Source organism: Rhodococcus sp. NPDC057297 (assembly GCF_042667435.1).
GTDB lineage: Bacteria > Actinomycetota > Actinomycetes > Mycobacteriales > Mycobacteriaceae > Rhodococcoides.
The window spans coordinates 67,072-79,990 of the sequence record NZ_JBHUZE010000001.1 but is presented as its reverse complement, the minus strand read 5'-3'; the positions used below and the strand labels follow the sequence as shown (position 1 = coordinate 79,990).

Annotated in this window: 12 protein-coding genes; 3 read left to right on the top strand and 9 right to left on the bottom strand. The window is 63.2% G+C overall.

All coding sequences use genetic code 11. The features are described 5' to 3' along the window. Positions 1-9: 9 nt before the first annotated feature. The 3 genes from ACFULT_RS00385 to ACFULT_RS00375 all read right to left on the bottom strand — a co-directional run bounded on the left by ACFULT_RS00385 (position 10) and on the right by ACFULT_RS00375 (position 2,161). Positions 10-360, bottom strand: a complete 351-nt coding sequence (locus ACFULT_RS00385; RefSeq protein WP_378480319.1) for a hypothetical protein — start codon at positions 358-360, stop codon at positions 10-12. Next, complete coding sequence (locus ACFULT_RS00380; protein WP_378480318.1) at positions 357-1,454, bottom strand: hypothetical protein; 1,098 nt, start codon at positions 1,452-1,454, stop codon at positions 357-359. The genes ACFULT_RS00385 and ACFULT_RS00380 overlap by 4 nt, the downstream gene beginning before the upstream one ends. A gap of 119 nt (positions 1,455-1,573) precedes the next feature. After that, the gene (locus ACFULT_RS00375) at positions 1,574-2,161 is read right to left on the bottom strand and encodes a hypothetical protein (RefSeq protein WP_378480317.1); all 588 of its coding nucleotides are present in this window, start codon (positions 2,159-2,161) and stop codon (positions 1,574-1,576) included. 279 nt (positions 2,162-2,440) lie between these two features. Between ACFULT_RS00375 and rfbB the strand changes: the two genes are divergently transcribed. Further along, complete coding sequence (gene rfbB / locus ACFULT_RS00370) at positions 2,441-3,445, top strand: dTDP-glucose 4,6-dehydratase (protein WP_378480316.1); 1,005 nt, start codon at positions 2,441-2,443, stop codon at positions 3,443-3,445. After that, positions 3,429-4,904: a hypothetical protein gene (locus ACFULT_RS00365; RefSeq protein ID WP_378480315.1), complete on the top strand. Its 1,476-nt coding sequence runs from the start codon at positions 3,429-3,431 to the stop codon at positions 4,902-4,904. The genes rfbB and ACFULT_RS00365 overlap by 17 nt, the downstream gene beginning before the upstream one ends. Here the strand turns inward: ACFULT_RS00365 and ACFULT_RS00360 are convergent. Next, positions 4,890-6,410, bottom strand: a complete 1,521-nt coding sequence (locus tag ACFULT_RS00360) for a hypothetical protein (protein WP_378480314.1) — start codon at positions 6,408-6,410, stop codon at positions 4,890-4,892. The two genes, ACFULT_RS00365 and ACFULT_RS00360, sit on opposite strands and share 15 nt — an antisense overlap. Positions 6,411-6,523: 113 nt before the next feature. Between ACFULT_RS00360 and ACFULT_RS00355 the strand changes: the two genes are divergently transcribed. Beyond that, complete coding sequence (locus ACFULT_RS00355; RefSeq protein ID WP_094720270.1) at positions 6,524-8,395, top strand: glycosyltransferase; 1,872 nt, start codon at positions 6,524-6,526, stop codon at positions 8,393-8,395. Positions 8,396-8,447: 52 nt separating this feature from the next. On the opposite strand, the gene ACFULT_RS00350 is transcribed toward ACFULT_RS00355, so the two are convergent. The 5 genes from ACFULT_RS00350 to ACFULT_RS00330 all read right to left on the bottom strand — a co-directional run bounded on the left by ACFULT_RS00350 (position 8,448) and on the right by ACFULT_RS00330 (position 12,754). Further along, positions 8,448-9,302 carry a TylF/MycF/NovP-related O-methyltransferase gene (locus ACFULT_RS00350; RefSeq protein ID WP_378480313.1) on the bottom strand — a complete coding sequence of 285 codons (855 nt, stop codon included), beginning with the start codon at positions 9,300-9,302 and terminating at the stop codon, positions 8,448-8,450. A 119-nt stretch (positions 9,303-9,421) separates the two neighbouring features. Continuing rightward, positions 9,422-10,330: a glycosyltransferase gene (locus tag ACFULT_RS00345; protein WP_378480312.1), complete on the bottom strand. Its 909-nt coding sequence runs from the start codon at positions 10,328-10,330 to the stop codon at positions 9,422-9,424. After that, positions 10,314-11,153 carry an ABC transporter ATP-binding protein gene (locus ACFULT_RS00340; protein WP_052059350.1) on the bottom strand — a complete coding sequence of 280 codons (840 nt, stop codon included), beginning with the start codon at positions 11,151-11,153 and terminating at the stop codon, positions 10,314-10,316. The genes ACFULT_RS00345 and ACFULT_RS00340 overlap by 17 nt, the downstream gene beginning before the upstream one ends. 11 nt (positions 11,154-11,164) lie before the next feature. Further along, complete coding sequence (locus tag ACFULT_RS00335) at positions 11,165-12,040, bottom strand: ABC transporter permease (RefSeq protein ID WP_378480311.1); 876 nt, start codon at positions 12,038-12,040, stop codon at positions 11,165-11,167. Between the two features lie 129 nt (positions 12,041-12,169). Further along, complete coding sequence (locus ACFULT_RS00330; protein WP_026348206.1) at positions 12,170-12,754, bottom strand: bacterial proteasome activator family protein; 585 nt, start codon at positions 12,752-12,754, stop codon at positions 12,170-12,172. Between the last annotated feature and the right edge of the window lie 165 nt (positions 12,755-12,919).

Sequence of the window (12,919 nt, the reverse complement as noted above, 5' to 3'; positions counted from 1 at the left end):
CGTGCGCGCTCACTGCCAGGGGATGCTGTACGGCTCGTCCTCCCGCGGCAACGGCCAGTGACGGGGCCAAACGATTCTGGGATCTGCCTTCATCTGTTCGACTTCCGGTGGGATCGGTACGGCATCGAACTCGATCCGGTCCCATGTGGTGCTGCCCGACGCCACCCTCACGCCGTACGTCTGGAGTTCCGGGCTTGCTGTCCTTGCCTGTGAGAGGCGTTCGAGCAATGCCTCGTCGACGACGACAGGGCCCTGGTCCACACGGATCGGTGTGGCATCGGCGCGGAGTCGAGCTGCGCGCAGGCGGTCGACGGCGTCGAGCACTCTCCTGTACTCGGGAGTGTTCCTGGGATCGGTCATACCGCGTCCTGCCACGGTTGGTCGCCTTCGCCGACGGAGAATTGTTGGTCAGGCGTGTCGAGGACTGGGGTTATGTCGGCGGTTCTGCCTGCGTCGACGGCAGTTTTGCCCTTGTCCAGAGCCTCGTTGAACGGCTGGAGGTACTTGTCGATCGTGCGGCTGACCTGACCTTCCGGGTCGATGATCGCGTCGAGGAACAGTCCGAACTGGTCGACAAGTTCTTCGATTCTGCGCACGAGATCCATCGTCAGGTCCATCGTCTGTCTCAGGATGTCGACGATCGCTCCGAGCTGCCAGGCTGTCCCGAGGACAGGAACTTTCTTGAGCGCCACTTTCATTGCTGCGGAGCCGGACCCGAGATCTACCTCGGCCTCCAACATCTCGGCGAACTTCCTCACGACGGTCTGGACGCCCTCGCGAATTTCCTCGGCGATGGCTTCGGAGATGGCGTGGATCGTGCGACCGCACGAACCTTCCCAGTACATGGCTGCAATCTGTCGACCGGAATACTCGGTGAAAGCTTGGGCGGCCTGGCCATCCCAGTAGTCGTCGACGCGCCGGACGCCACGCTCGAGTGATGCGGCGGCAGCTTCCATTGCGCTGCCCGCGATGTCGAATGCTTCTCCAGCTCGTCTGATCTCGTTCCAGTTCCCGCTCAGCGGTGTGGTGACTTCAGTCAGGGGGCTCCAAGTGGTGAGTTCGAAGATCGTCTCGTCCACGTCGCCCAGCCAGCCTGCAGCCGCTTGAATGACCTCACGGGTGTCGTCCACGGCGGGATTTGCTGGCGGATAGTCGATTCCGTCGGGGTGGCCGTAGTCGGCGGCATTGACGTAATCGTCGACATTTCCCACCGCGGCGGTCTTCGAATTACCCAGCTGCGGAACAGGTACAGGGACAAGATCGGTATGAGCGTTCAGTTGGTCGTATGTTTCCTTCTCGGCATCGTGATAGAGCCATGCTGCTTTTCGGAGTTCGTCTCCGATGTAGGTGCAGTTGGCCGATAGGTGGACGTGCCTGCTGCGCGTATTCTCTTGGTAAAGAGCAATGAACGGTGCAAGCCGCTGCAGAATCTGACCGGGGATTGTATCGCTCAAGCCCGCGTGATCCCCGATATAGCGATGGCATGCCATCGTTCGTAGACCTATCTCGGACGCCAGTCTCCCCATACCTGCTATTTCACTTGCCTCTGCACGGAATAGTTCGTCGGTCATCTCTATCCCCCTGAATCGAAGTCGCTGCGCCTTATGGTCGATATCATGGCGTCGGCGATGGAATGGTTCAGCGCGTCAGGTAGACCTTGATGGAGCTCGATCATGAAAACCGCGACGGGGGCAGTTGCAAACCCCGTGGTAGCGACGACGTCGAAGGTCGCCTGGTGCGGATCGCAGTCCTCTTGCCGATGAATGTTCTCCGCGCGAACGGTGTACCGGACTGCGGGCTCACCTTGGATCTTGAAGTAATACGGTTGCGAATACTGCAGCGTGGGTGGGGCAGCGTCGGAGTTACCGAACACAACTTCGGCGTCGCGAGCGGCTGACAATGCCGCATCGTCGATCGTCGTTCCGATCCGTCCGGTCATGCCCGACAGAGCGAGAGTCGATCCGTCCGACTCCGGACAGTACTTGTAACCGTAGTCGCCGATTGCGCCGTAGACGACCGACTCGCCACCTGTGGTCCAACCGGCGACGCCACCGGAGACATTTCTCCAGTCTGCTGGAATGTCGTAGGTCAAACCGAATTTCGTTGCGATGGGCTGGGACTCCCCGTCAGGAACGACGATTTTGGGAGGCGGATACTCCATCGTCGGAAACCCCGACGGCAGAGGGGCTGGTGTTGTTGTCGGAGCTTGTGTGCTCGTCTTGGACGGTTCGGCGACCGAGACCCCCTCGTACCGGCCGGGCGCTTCAGGTGCCAGTTTTGGTATTCCCCACAGCACTAGGTTGAAGACAACCAAGCTCCCTGCCAGCAGCAGTAGCCGTTTACGTAATCCCACGAACGCTCCCCCCGAAGTCTGCGAAAAGGTAACACGGGGGTCGGACAAGTTCGGCCCGAAACCGGGCACACCGGTATGGTCGCGGGTATGAAACTGCTCGTGACCGGGGGTGCCGGGTTCATCGGCGCGAACTTCGTCCATCTGACCGTCGCGCAGCGGCACGATGTGGAGATCACGGTCCTGGACAAGCTGACCTACGCCGGCAACCGAGCATCGCTCGACCCGGTTGCGGACCGGATCGAGTTCGTCGAAGGCGACGTCGCAGACTCGAACCTGGTGTCGAACCTGATCAAGGACACCGATCTGGTGGTCCATTTCGCCGCGGAATCCCATAACGATAATTCCCTCGCGAACCCCTGGCCGTTCGTGCACACCAATGTCATCGGCACCACCACCTTGCTGCAGGCCGTCCGCGAACACGACGTGCGCTATCACCACATCTCCACCGACGAGGTCTACGGAGACCTCGAACTCGACGACCCCGCACGGTTCACCGAGAACACTCCGTACAACCCGTCGAGCCCGTACTCCTCGACGAAAGCCTCCAGCGACCTGCTGGTCCGAGCGTGGGCGCGGAGCTTCGGGGTCCGCGCCACGATTTCCAACTGCTCCAACAACTACGGCCCCTACCAGCACGTGGAGAAGTTCATTCCGCGTCAGATCACCAACATCCTGTCCGGTCTGCGCCCCAAGCTGTACGGCGAAGGCAGGAACGTCCGCGACTGGATCCATGTCGACGACCACAACAGCGCCGTCTGGACGATCATCGACAACGGTGTGCTCGGCGAGACCTACCTGATCGGCGCCGACGGGGAGAAGAACAACCGCGCCGTGCTCGAGACGATTCTCGAGGAAACAGGACAAGCCGCCGACGCCTTCGATTTCGTCACCGACCGCCCCGGCCATGATCTGCGCTACGCAATCGACTCGACCAAACTGCGCACCGAACTGGGATGGACCCCCCAGTACGTCGATTTTCGCAGCGGTCTGAAAGCAACCGTCGACTGGTACCGAGACAACGAGGACTGGTGGCGTCCACAGAAGGACACCACCGAGGCCGCCTACGCAACCGCGGGTGAACGCACTGTCTGAACGCGTCCGGCCCTATCTTCTTCCCGCGACGACGGCGGTTGTCGCCGCTGTGGTGTTCGCGGTTGCGTCGCGGTTTCTGATCGACGACACCTTCATCACACTGTCGTATGCGAGAAACCTGGCATTCCATGGCGAGTGGGCGCTTGTCGGTGGTCATCCGTCGAACACCGCGACGTCGCCGCTGAACGTTCTGGCGCTTGCTGCCGGAACGTTCGTGGTGCGCGACGCCGTGCTGGCATGTGGGATCGTGTTCGTCCTGTCCTGCGCGGCAACGGTGGTCGCATTCCGAAGAATTGCTCTCCACCAAGGATTTTCGACGGCTTTCGCTCCGGTTACGCTAGCGCTCATCGTCGTGAATCCGGTGGTCTCGTCGTCTCTGGGATTGGAAGTGATTCTGGGAACGGCGATTCTGGCTTGGGTAGCAGTGTTCGCCATGGAGCACTCGCCGATTGCTCTCGGTGTGGCCTCGGGCCTCGCCGTGGTCGCTCGTGTGGACCTGGTCGTCGTCGCGGCCGCGTTGGTGCTGATCAGGAGCGCGCCGCTGCATCGACTATGGCTGTCTGCGCTAGCCGCTGCAGCAACAGCGTTGCCATGGTTCTTCGTCAGTTGGGTGTTTCTCGGTTCGGTGGTCCCGGATACCGTCGTCATCAAGACCGGCCAAGGGGCCTGGGGGGAATGGGGTTTCGGCAACGGTTTGCTGATGTACCTCGACATCTATCCCGCCGCGGCTGTCCTGACCGCTGTCGTGCCGATTCTCGGAGCGCTGTGCCTGCTGGCAGTGCCGGCGGTGCGGCGATGGCGTCGAGCAACGGTCTTGTGGGCATGGGCGATCGGCGGCGTCGCCTACTACGCCGCGTACACCCTGCTCGAGGTCCCTCCCTACCACTGGTACTACGGGGTTCCCGCGGTGGCGGGGACGGTGATGTTCGTCGGCGCGATGTTCGCGGCTCCCACCGTCGTGAAGTCTGTCGGTCTTGCCGCCGCGGCAGCCGCAGGGCTGGCGGGCGCGGCCCTGTGGAGTTGGACGGCGGCCACCGATCGGGTCGTTCCCATCACGACCAATCATGCGACGGCGAATCAGTACGAGGACATCGGCGCCCAGCTGCCTGCCTACGCAGGCGACAAGGCTGTCCGGTCGGGCGGTGAGATCGGCGCGCTGTCCTATTACTGCGAGTGCCTCGTCGTCGACAAGTTCTCGGATCGAGGCGCACTCGAAGCGGATCTGCGGAAAAAGACTGCTGAACCAGGAGTCGCCGGCTGGTTGTGGCGCAAGAACTTCCATTTCCTGGATTTCGACGCCCTCGAACAGACAGGCCCGATTCCGCTGGACTACCGGCTCCTGCGGGTGAACTGGATGCAGGAGAGTCCTCCGTCGTTCGTGGACTGGCCGATCACCTCGCCCTGGACCGGAGCAGGCGAGCTGCACCTGACGAAACCGGATGCGTCAATTCCGAACTAGCGCAAAGTGTGCGACGCCTCGGGCTGCGGAATCCACTGTCCATGTCCAGGGTGAGCCGTCGCTCGGGCCAGGACGGTACTCGATGCGGTAGACCGGCACCACAGGCTTACGCGAGTAGTCGAGGTTGGCGTAATTCGCGCGAAGCAGCAGGTCGCCGACAGGCCCGGATTCCTCCAGGCGCGGGATGATCCGCTCGTTGATGATGACGCCTCGGTCGGAGAACTCGTCGACGATCGTGCACTCGCAGGCGTAGGCCAACGTTCCGATCTCTCCGGGGGACTTGACGGCGTCGTCGCCGACGATTTCTCCGATCTCCTCGCCGACGCGCTGGTAGTCCGCGGCCGAGGCGAAGTTGCCGAAGATGGGCGGTGACGCCCACGGCATGGGTCGGACGGTGTCGAACGCGATGGAGCCCGCAATCCCTACGATGACGAGGAGAAGCGAGACGGCGGCCACCGGGCGCGGCGATATGCCGGCCAGGAAGATTGCCGCCGATCCACCCGCGATCATCGGGGTGACGTAGTACCAGTGGTAGGGAACGGTGTCGAGAACTGTGTAGGCGAGGTAGTAGGCGACCCCACCGAGTCCGAGGCCGATGAGGGGCCACGACGCTCGGTCGCGCGCGCGTCTGGACAGGCACGCAGCGAGCCAACCGATGGTGACGACAAGGCCGACGACGGCAGGACCGAAACTCGCGAGTGTGCCCCACCAGTCGCCGTCGTAGTAGAGGGATGGCCCGTCGAAGTAGTTGAAACCCTCGATGGCCTGTCCTTCTTTCAGGACGAGCGTGTCCGGCACCAGTGATCCGAGCACGATCCAGCTGAAGACGTACCAGGGCAGGGAGACCGCGGCCGCGGCTAGAAGAGCCCGAGGCCAGCGGCGGTACAGCGTCGGCGCGAAAGCAGCGAGAAGTAGCACGAACAGAACGAGATCGAGTCTGACCAGGACGGCCAGCCCGCTCGCGATGCCGAAGACTACGGGGCTGCCCCGCAGAGCCGCAGCGGTCAGCGTGAGCACCGCTGCGGGAATGAGAAGAACTTCGAGTCCGATGGACGACAACAAAAATGGGTTGCTCATGACCAGAACGACCGCGATCCCACCGAGCCACATGCCTCGACCGATCGACCGTGAGATCGACGCGCACGCTGCACCGACGATTCCCCCGGCCAGAACGTTGGCGACGAACAGAGCGAACAACGGCGCGGGCGCGCCGAAGAACGACGTGACCCACACGATGAGGCCGAGGAGCAGAACGTTGAGGGGTGAGGTCGACGTATTCGCGGTCAGGTCGGTGACGATGGCCCACTGACCGTGTTCGGCGAGATTTCGGGCCGCGGACAGGCTGATGTACGCGTCATCGGTGAGGCTGGGTGCAGCAACCCAGTACCCGACGGCGCCCAGGGCCGCGCCGAGCGCGACGAGTATCCATGACGAGCGTCCTGCGCGCGACAACCGGGTTCCAGGCGAGTACGCCTCCGCGTCGGCGGCAGCGGACTGTGCAACCATGGTCACCAGAATGGCAGACAACAGGGCTCGTACGCTGCACCGCGAGCCCTCGCCCGGCGTTGTGTCTCGCAATACGGGCAGCACAAGAGCCAAGGAGAAAAGGGACCGTTGCTGTGAGTCACGCTGATTCCACCACCACGACCGAGGCAGAATCCGTCGACCTGCCGTCGTCGACGGAGTTGCGCGCGCAGCGTCTCCTCTTCGACGGGCCGTCGCCGCTGGTGAGTGCGGATATGTACACGACTGTGGCCAAGGGCAATGTCGAGCGCTCTCGGTATGCGGCGAAGCTGGCGAAGCGCACGGTTCTCGAGACGAACAGTTACTTCGGGCGGTTCCCGGCGAGTTATTGGCAGCGCTGGACCGATGTGACCGAGGTGCGTTTCTCGGCTTCCGTTGCCGGTTCGGGGCGCATCGACATCGTCGCCACCGATTACAAGGGTCGTAAGCGAACGATGGCCAGCGAGACTCTGACCACCGACGGGCGGGCCAGGCGGCTGGACTTCGCTGTTCCCGTCAAGCAGTTCCTCGACGGCGGAGCCTTGTTCGCCCGATTCACCACCACGTCCGGTGAGCTGACGGTCGAGGACGCCGAGTGGACCGTCGACGCGCCGGAGAAGCTGCGTCCGACGTCCGTGGTCATCTGCACGTTCAACCGGGCCGACGACTGCGCCAACACCGTGGCAGCCATGGCCGACGATCCGATTGCACTGCTCGGCGTCGACAACGTGTACGTCGTGGACCAGGGAACCGACCAGGTGCAGACGCGGCCCTTGTTCCAGCGTGTCGCGGCCGAACTCGGCGACAAGCTGGTCTACATCACTCAGCCCAACCTCGGCGGTGCGGGTGGTTTCACCCGCGGGCTGTACGAGGTGCAAGGCAAGGGCGGCGACCCGGCCAACGTCGTGTTCATGGACGACGACGTGCTGTGCGAGCCCGAGGCGATCGTGCGCATGAACGCGTTCGCGAACAAGACCATCGAGCCTGCGATCATCGGTGCGCAAATGCTTTACCTGCTGCATCCCGATCGGGTGCATGTCGGTGCCGAGGTCGCGAACCTTCAGAAGCTCGAAGCCGGTTTGCACGTGAAGAACGCGATCTCGGACAAGAGTGCGCTGAAGAAGAAGCAGGAGATCCGCGTCGACGCCGGCTACAACGGCTGGTGGTCGTGTCTGATCCCGTCGGAGATCGTCTCGCAGATCGGTTACCCACTTCCGCTGTTCTTCCAGTGGGACGACATCGAGTACGGCTACCGGGCCCGAGCCAATGGATTCGCGACGGTCACGCTTCCGGGTGCGGCCGTGTGGCACGCCGATTTCGCGTGGAAGGACTGGGACGAGTGGCACCGCTACTTCAACCTGCGCAACGGCATGATCACGGCGTCGCTGCACGCGGGGCTCGACGGTAAGAAGCTCGCGCGTCAGTTGACGACCGATCTGTTCCGCTATCTCGTTTCCATGCAGTACGGCATGGCGTTCACGTTGATCAAGGCCATCGAGGACTTCCTCGTCGGACCGAGCAAGCTCACCGACGGCGGCATGGATGCCGCGGCGGCGATCCGTCGTGATCGAGCCGCGTACAACGAGACGAAGCGCTACAACGCGAACTCGGTTCCTGACGTCCGCCCTGCGGACATGTTTATCACCCCGGCTGGGCCTCACCCCAAGAAAAGCCTGGAGTGGGCCGTTCTGGCGAAGCGTGTGCTCAACCAGTCGCGTGGCCGCGTTCACCCGGGCCCGGTCGCGATCTCGGCCGATGATGCGCACTGGTGGCACGTCTCGCTGTTCGCGCATGCCGTCGTCACCGATCGTTCGCAGGAGGGTGTGCGAGTTCGTAAGCGCGACAAGGCGGCCGCCACGGAGCTACTGAAGCGAGGGCTGACGGCGCTGCGTCGCCTGCGTGTCGAGACCGACAGCGTGGCCGAGTCCTACCGGCAGGCTGTTCCTGAGCTCACCAGCCGAGAGAACTGGACGCGGCTCTACTCCTAGGTGAGCGGAAATGTAAGCCCTGCGGAGTGACCAGAACGCACTGCAGTTTCACTCACAACGACGGAGCGGTACGGATTCGAACGACGACCTGTTCGTTGTCCGCGGTGTAGCCGAGGTAGTCGAATTCCGTGCCGGTGCGGCCGACGAACTCGGTCCACGCGCGGTATTCGTGATTGCGCCAGCCGGGGAAGTTGAAGTACTCGTCGAAGACGATGACGGTTCCCACGGCCAGGCGGTCGGCGACGAGGTCGAGGACGGTCACGGTCGACGAGTACAGGTCCGCGTCGAGGTGCAGGAACGCGAGCGTGTCCTTGTGGCTCTTCAGGAACTCGGGTAGCGATTCCTCGAACATGCCGGGGACGATCTCCGCGCCGGGCACCGTCGGTTCGGCTTCCTGCTCGAACAGTCCCTTCGGGAAGCCCGTCCTCCACGTCTCGGGTAGACCGGAGAAGACGTCGAATCCGGCGACGATGGAAATGTCGTGTCGCTTCGCCATCTCCTCGGCGATGATCTCCAGCGTCGTACCGCTGGCGACACCGAACTCGAGCGCCATCCCCGGTACCGATACCTCGCCGAGCGCGAACCTCAGCGTGGCGTGGGGGCGCAGGAACGTGGGTGCCTTCGGCATGACCTCTTCCGCGAACTCGGCGCTCTGAGCGGCGGCCTCGACGTCGGACGCGTACGGAATGTCGCGTCGCATGCGCATTTCGAGTCCGCGGATGAAGGCGTGCAGATCATCGATCTCGCGGCGCTGACGCTCGAGAATGTCCAGCAACTTGGTCTGCTGGTCGCTCGTCTGCTCGGCCAGCTGGGCCGTCTGCTTGTCCAGAACCTCGCCGATCGCGCGCTGTAACTTCTCTCGCGCCGAATGCCGAATTCGATCCGTCAGCTTCCGCGATTCCGTCATGCGCACACGGTAGCGGACGCAGACGCCCACGGCCGTTGTGAGTGAAAATGTAGGCCCTGGGGCAGGAGCGGAACCTGCGGAGCGACCAGATCACACCGCATTTCCACTCACCTAGGTGTTCATCTCCGGAAATGCTCCCGACGCCCGAGTCGACGGAGACGAAGCCATTCCAACAGGCCCTTGGGATTGTGAGTGGTCACAAGGAAGAACCACCCGAAGCGAATCCACTCCTGCGGCAGCAGTTTCCGCATACCGGGCTGCGACATGAGGTACCCACGGTTGCGATAGGTGAAATAGCGCTTGGTGGCGTCGTCCGGGTACTGCGTGTGCATCCGCCCGCCGAGGATCGGTTTGAACTCCTCGGCGCCGTTGGGGTGGACGTAGGCCGTCGTCAGGCAGGTGCCGAACTTCAGGCCCGATCGCTGCAGTCTGCGATGCACCTCCACCTCGTCACCGCGGACGAACAGTCGCAGATCGGGCACCCCGACGGCGTCGATCGTCGACGCCTTGAACAGGGCTCCGTTGAACAGTGACGCGATTCCTTCGAGCAGGTCGTCGTCGGGGTTGCGAGGGTCGATCAGCTCGGACCGTAGTCGACGCCATTCCACTCCACGACGCAGCGGGAACGCGAGACGATCGGGGTCGTCGATGTCGCAGACGACGGGGGAGACCTCGTCGAGGCCGTGCTTCAGTGCGCACTCGTGCAGCGTCTTCAACACGTCCGGACCCTCGGGACGCCCGTCGTCGTCGGCAAGGAACACCCAATCCGTGCCGAGCGACAGGGCGTAAAGGATGCCGAGCGCGAACCCGCCCGCACCGCCCAGATTGTGATGCGACCCAAGATAAGTAGTCGGAATCGACGCAGACTCGACGAGCTCGCGGACCTCGTTCTCGTGCGCGTTGTCGACAACGACGAGATGGTCCAGCGGGCGGGTCTGGCGCGTGATGACATCGAGTGACTTCGCGAGGAGCTCGCGACGCTTGTGCGTCACGATGACTCCGATGATCGTCTCAGCCACTGGTTTCATCTCTAGGTCGTTCCGCAGGCTCCACTCCCGCTTCGTCTCGAGCGAGCTCTTTCAAGATCGTCGCTACGTGGTCGCCCGCGTCGTTGCCTTCGTACGCTCGTACGACTTCTTCGATGCCACCGTCCTGACGGATCTGGCCGTGGTCGATCCACATCGCGCGGTCGCAGAGCTGGGCGAGGAACTCGTTGGAGTGGCTTGCAAAGACGAGAATGCCGGATCGTTGCACCAGTTCCTGGAGCCGGATGCGTGCTTTCTTCATGAATTCTGCGTCGACGGCGCCGATGCCCTCGTCGAGAAGCAGGATTTCGGGATCGATGCTGGTGACTACACCCATCGCGACGCGCACCCGCATGCCGGTGGAGTATGTCCGCAGCGGCATGTCGAGGTAGTCGCCGAGTTCGGTGAAGTCGGCGATTTCGTCCATCTTCGCAAGCATCTGCTTACGCGTCTGGCCGAGGAACAGGCCTCGGATGATGATGTTCTCGTAGCCGGAGATCTCCGGGTCCATTCCGACACCCAGGTCGAAGACGGGGGCGACGCGGCCGCGCACCGAGGCTGTACCGCGGGTGGGCTCGTAGATGCCGGACAGCAGGCGCAGGAGCGTCGACTTGCCTGCACCGTTGTGTCCGACGAGGCCGACGCGGTCGCCTTCCTTCAGGTTCATCGTGATGTTCTTGAGGGCTTCGACGACGACGACGTCGGAGCTGTTCCGGTCGATGGCACCGCCGGCTTTGCCGAGGAACGCCTTCTTCAGGGAGCGAGTTTTGGCGTCGAAGATGGGGAAGTCGACGCAGGCGTCGTGCGTGGAGATGCTGACTGACATGGCGGAGACCCCTAAACCCAGTAGGGCACTCGGGCCCGGAACTTCTTGAGAGCGAAAATGGTCAGGAGCCAGCCGACGATGGTGCAGGCGATCACGATGTACCAGTGGTAGGCCTCCTGGGGCTCACCGATCATCGGGGCTCGGAGGATGTCCAGGTAGTGGAAGAGCGGGTTGATCTCGACGAGGCGGGCGCGCTCGGCGGCCTGTCCGCCCTGGTTGAGCAGCCCTTGCGTCGTCCACACGATCGGCGTCATGAAGAACAGCAGCGTGACCATGGACCCGAGAATCGGCGCGATATCGCGGTAGCGCGTTGCGACGATGCCGAACAGCAGCGCCACCCAGACGGCATTGACGGCGATGAGCGCGAAGGCCGGGAACGCCGCCAGGTCGGTCCAATGGAACGTCGGCCGGAAGATCGCGATGATGATCACATAGACGATCAGGTTGTGCGCGAACAGCAGAATCTGACGCCACACCAGCCGATACACGTGCACCGACAGCGCCGACGGCAACTGCTTGATCAGGCCTTCGTTGGCGACGAAGACATCGCCGCCCTCGAGGATCGCCGCACTGATGAAGTTCCAGATGATCAAACCGACGGCCACGTGCGGCAGGAACGTCTTCAGATCCATGTCGAGCAGCACCGAGTACAGCAGGCCCATGGCGGTGGCCTGGACTGCGGTGGCGATGGTGATCCAGAACGGGCCGATGACCGAGCGTCGGTACCGCTGCTTGATGTCCTGCCAGCCGAGGTGGAGCCACAGCTCACGCTGACTGAACCCGGTCTTCAGATCGCGAAATGCGCGCTTGTACGTCTGCGAATCCGAAACAGGGACGGTCACACGCTCTCCTGTCTCGTTCTCGGGATCCTTCGCTGGAGCTGACACGACGGTCGACCTTACCCGCTCCCGACGGTCGCTCCGCAGGCTCCACTCCTGCCCAGCCCCGGGTCATTCCGCAGGCTCCACTCCTGCCCAGCCCCGGGTCATTCCGCAGGCTCGACTCCTGCCCTCCCCTTACAGGTACTGGCCCGTTCCGCCGCCGGTGTGGCCTGGGCCACTGGGGTTGATGGCGACGCCGGGAGGCAGGGCGCCTTGGCGCATTTGTTCGAGTTGGGCGCGTGCTGCCATCTGCTGGGCGAACAGGGCGGTTTGAATTCCGTGGAACACCCCTTCCAGCCAGCCGACCAGCTGGGCCTGCGCGATGCGCAGTTCGGCGTCCGACGGTATGGCGTCCTCGCCGAAGGGGAGGGCGAGACGTTCCAGTTCTTCGCGGAGTTCGGGGGCCAGGCCCTGTTCGAGTTCGCGGATCGAGGACTGGTGGATGCCTTTGAGTCGTGCGCGGCTGGCGTCGTCGAGGGGAGCTGCCCGCACCTCTTCGAGGAGCTGCTTGATCATGGTGCCGATGCGCATGACCTTCGCCGGTTGCTCGACCATGTCCGACAAGGGCGTTTCGCCGTTCTCCACGTTGTCGGTGCCTGCGGCGCGGGCCGCGGCGGCGGTTGCCTCTTCCCGGCTGAGTGCGAGAGGCTGTCCGTCTGGACCGATCACGACGACGTGGTCGCCGGCTTCTGGATTCGAGTGCGAGTCCGAGTGCGTCATGTTCGCCATCCTTCCGGTTTCGGTGGGATTGCGCGATGAGCGGGGCCGATTATTGTTGTTTCGGGTCGTTGAGGAGGGAAGACAAGCGTGCAAGACAGCCAGGCGGTCGATCCGAAAAAGGGATGTGGAACACACGCTCACGAAATCGGCGCTTAGAGTGTCCGG

What these genes read in the sequence shown, in the direction of transcription:
- ACFULT_RS00385 (WP_378480319.1), bottom strand. Translation starts at nt 360, where the DNA reads ATGACCGATCCCAGGAACACTCCCGAGTACAGGAGAGTGCTCGACGCC.
- ACFULT_RS00375 (WP_378480317.1), bottom strand. Translation starts at nt 2,161, where the DNA reads ATGGAGTATCCGCCTCCCAAAATCGTCGTTCCTGACGGGGAGTCCCAG.
- rfbB (WP_378480316.1), top strand. Translation starts at nt 2,441, where the DNA reads ATGAAACTGCTCGTGACCGGGGGTGCCGGGTTCATCGGCGCGAACTTC.
- ACFULT_RS00360 (WP_378480314.1), bottom strand. Translation starts at nt 6,410, where the DNA reads ATGGTTGCACAGTCCGCTGCCGCCGACGCGGAGGCGTACTCGCCTGGA.
- ACFULT_RS00350 (WP_378480313.1), bottom strand. Translation starts at nt 9,302, where the DNA reads ATGACGGAATCGCGGAAGCTGACGGATCGAATTCGGCATTCGGCGCGA.
- ACFULT_RS00345 (WP_378480312.1), bottom strand. Translation starts at nt 10,330, where the DNA reads ATGAAACCAGTGGCTGAGACGATCATCGGAGTCATCGTGACGCACAAG.
- ACFULT_RS00340 (WP_052059350.1), bottom strand. Translation starts at nt 11,153, where the DNA reads ATGTCAGTCAGCATCTCCACGCACGACGCCTGCGTCGACTTCCCCATC.
- ACFULT_RS00330 (WP_026348206.1), bottom strand. Translation starts at nt 12,754, where the DNA reads ATGACGCACTCGGACTCGCACTCGAATCCAGAAGCCGGCGACCACGTC.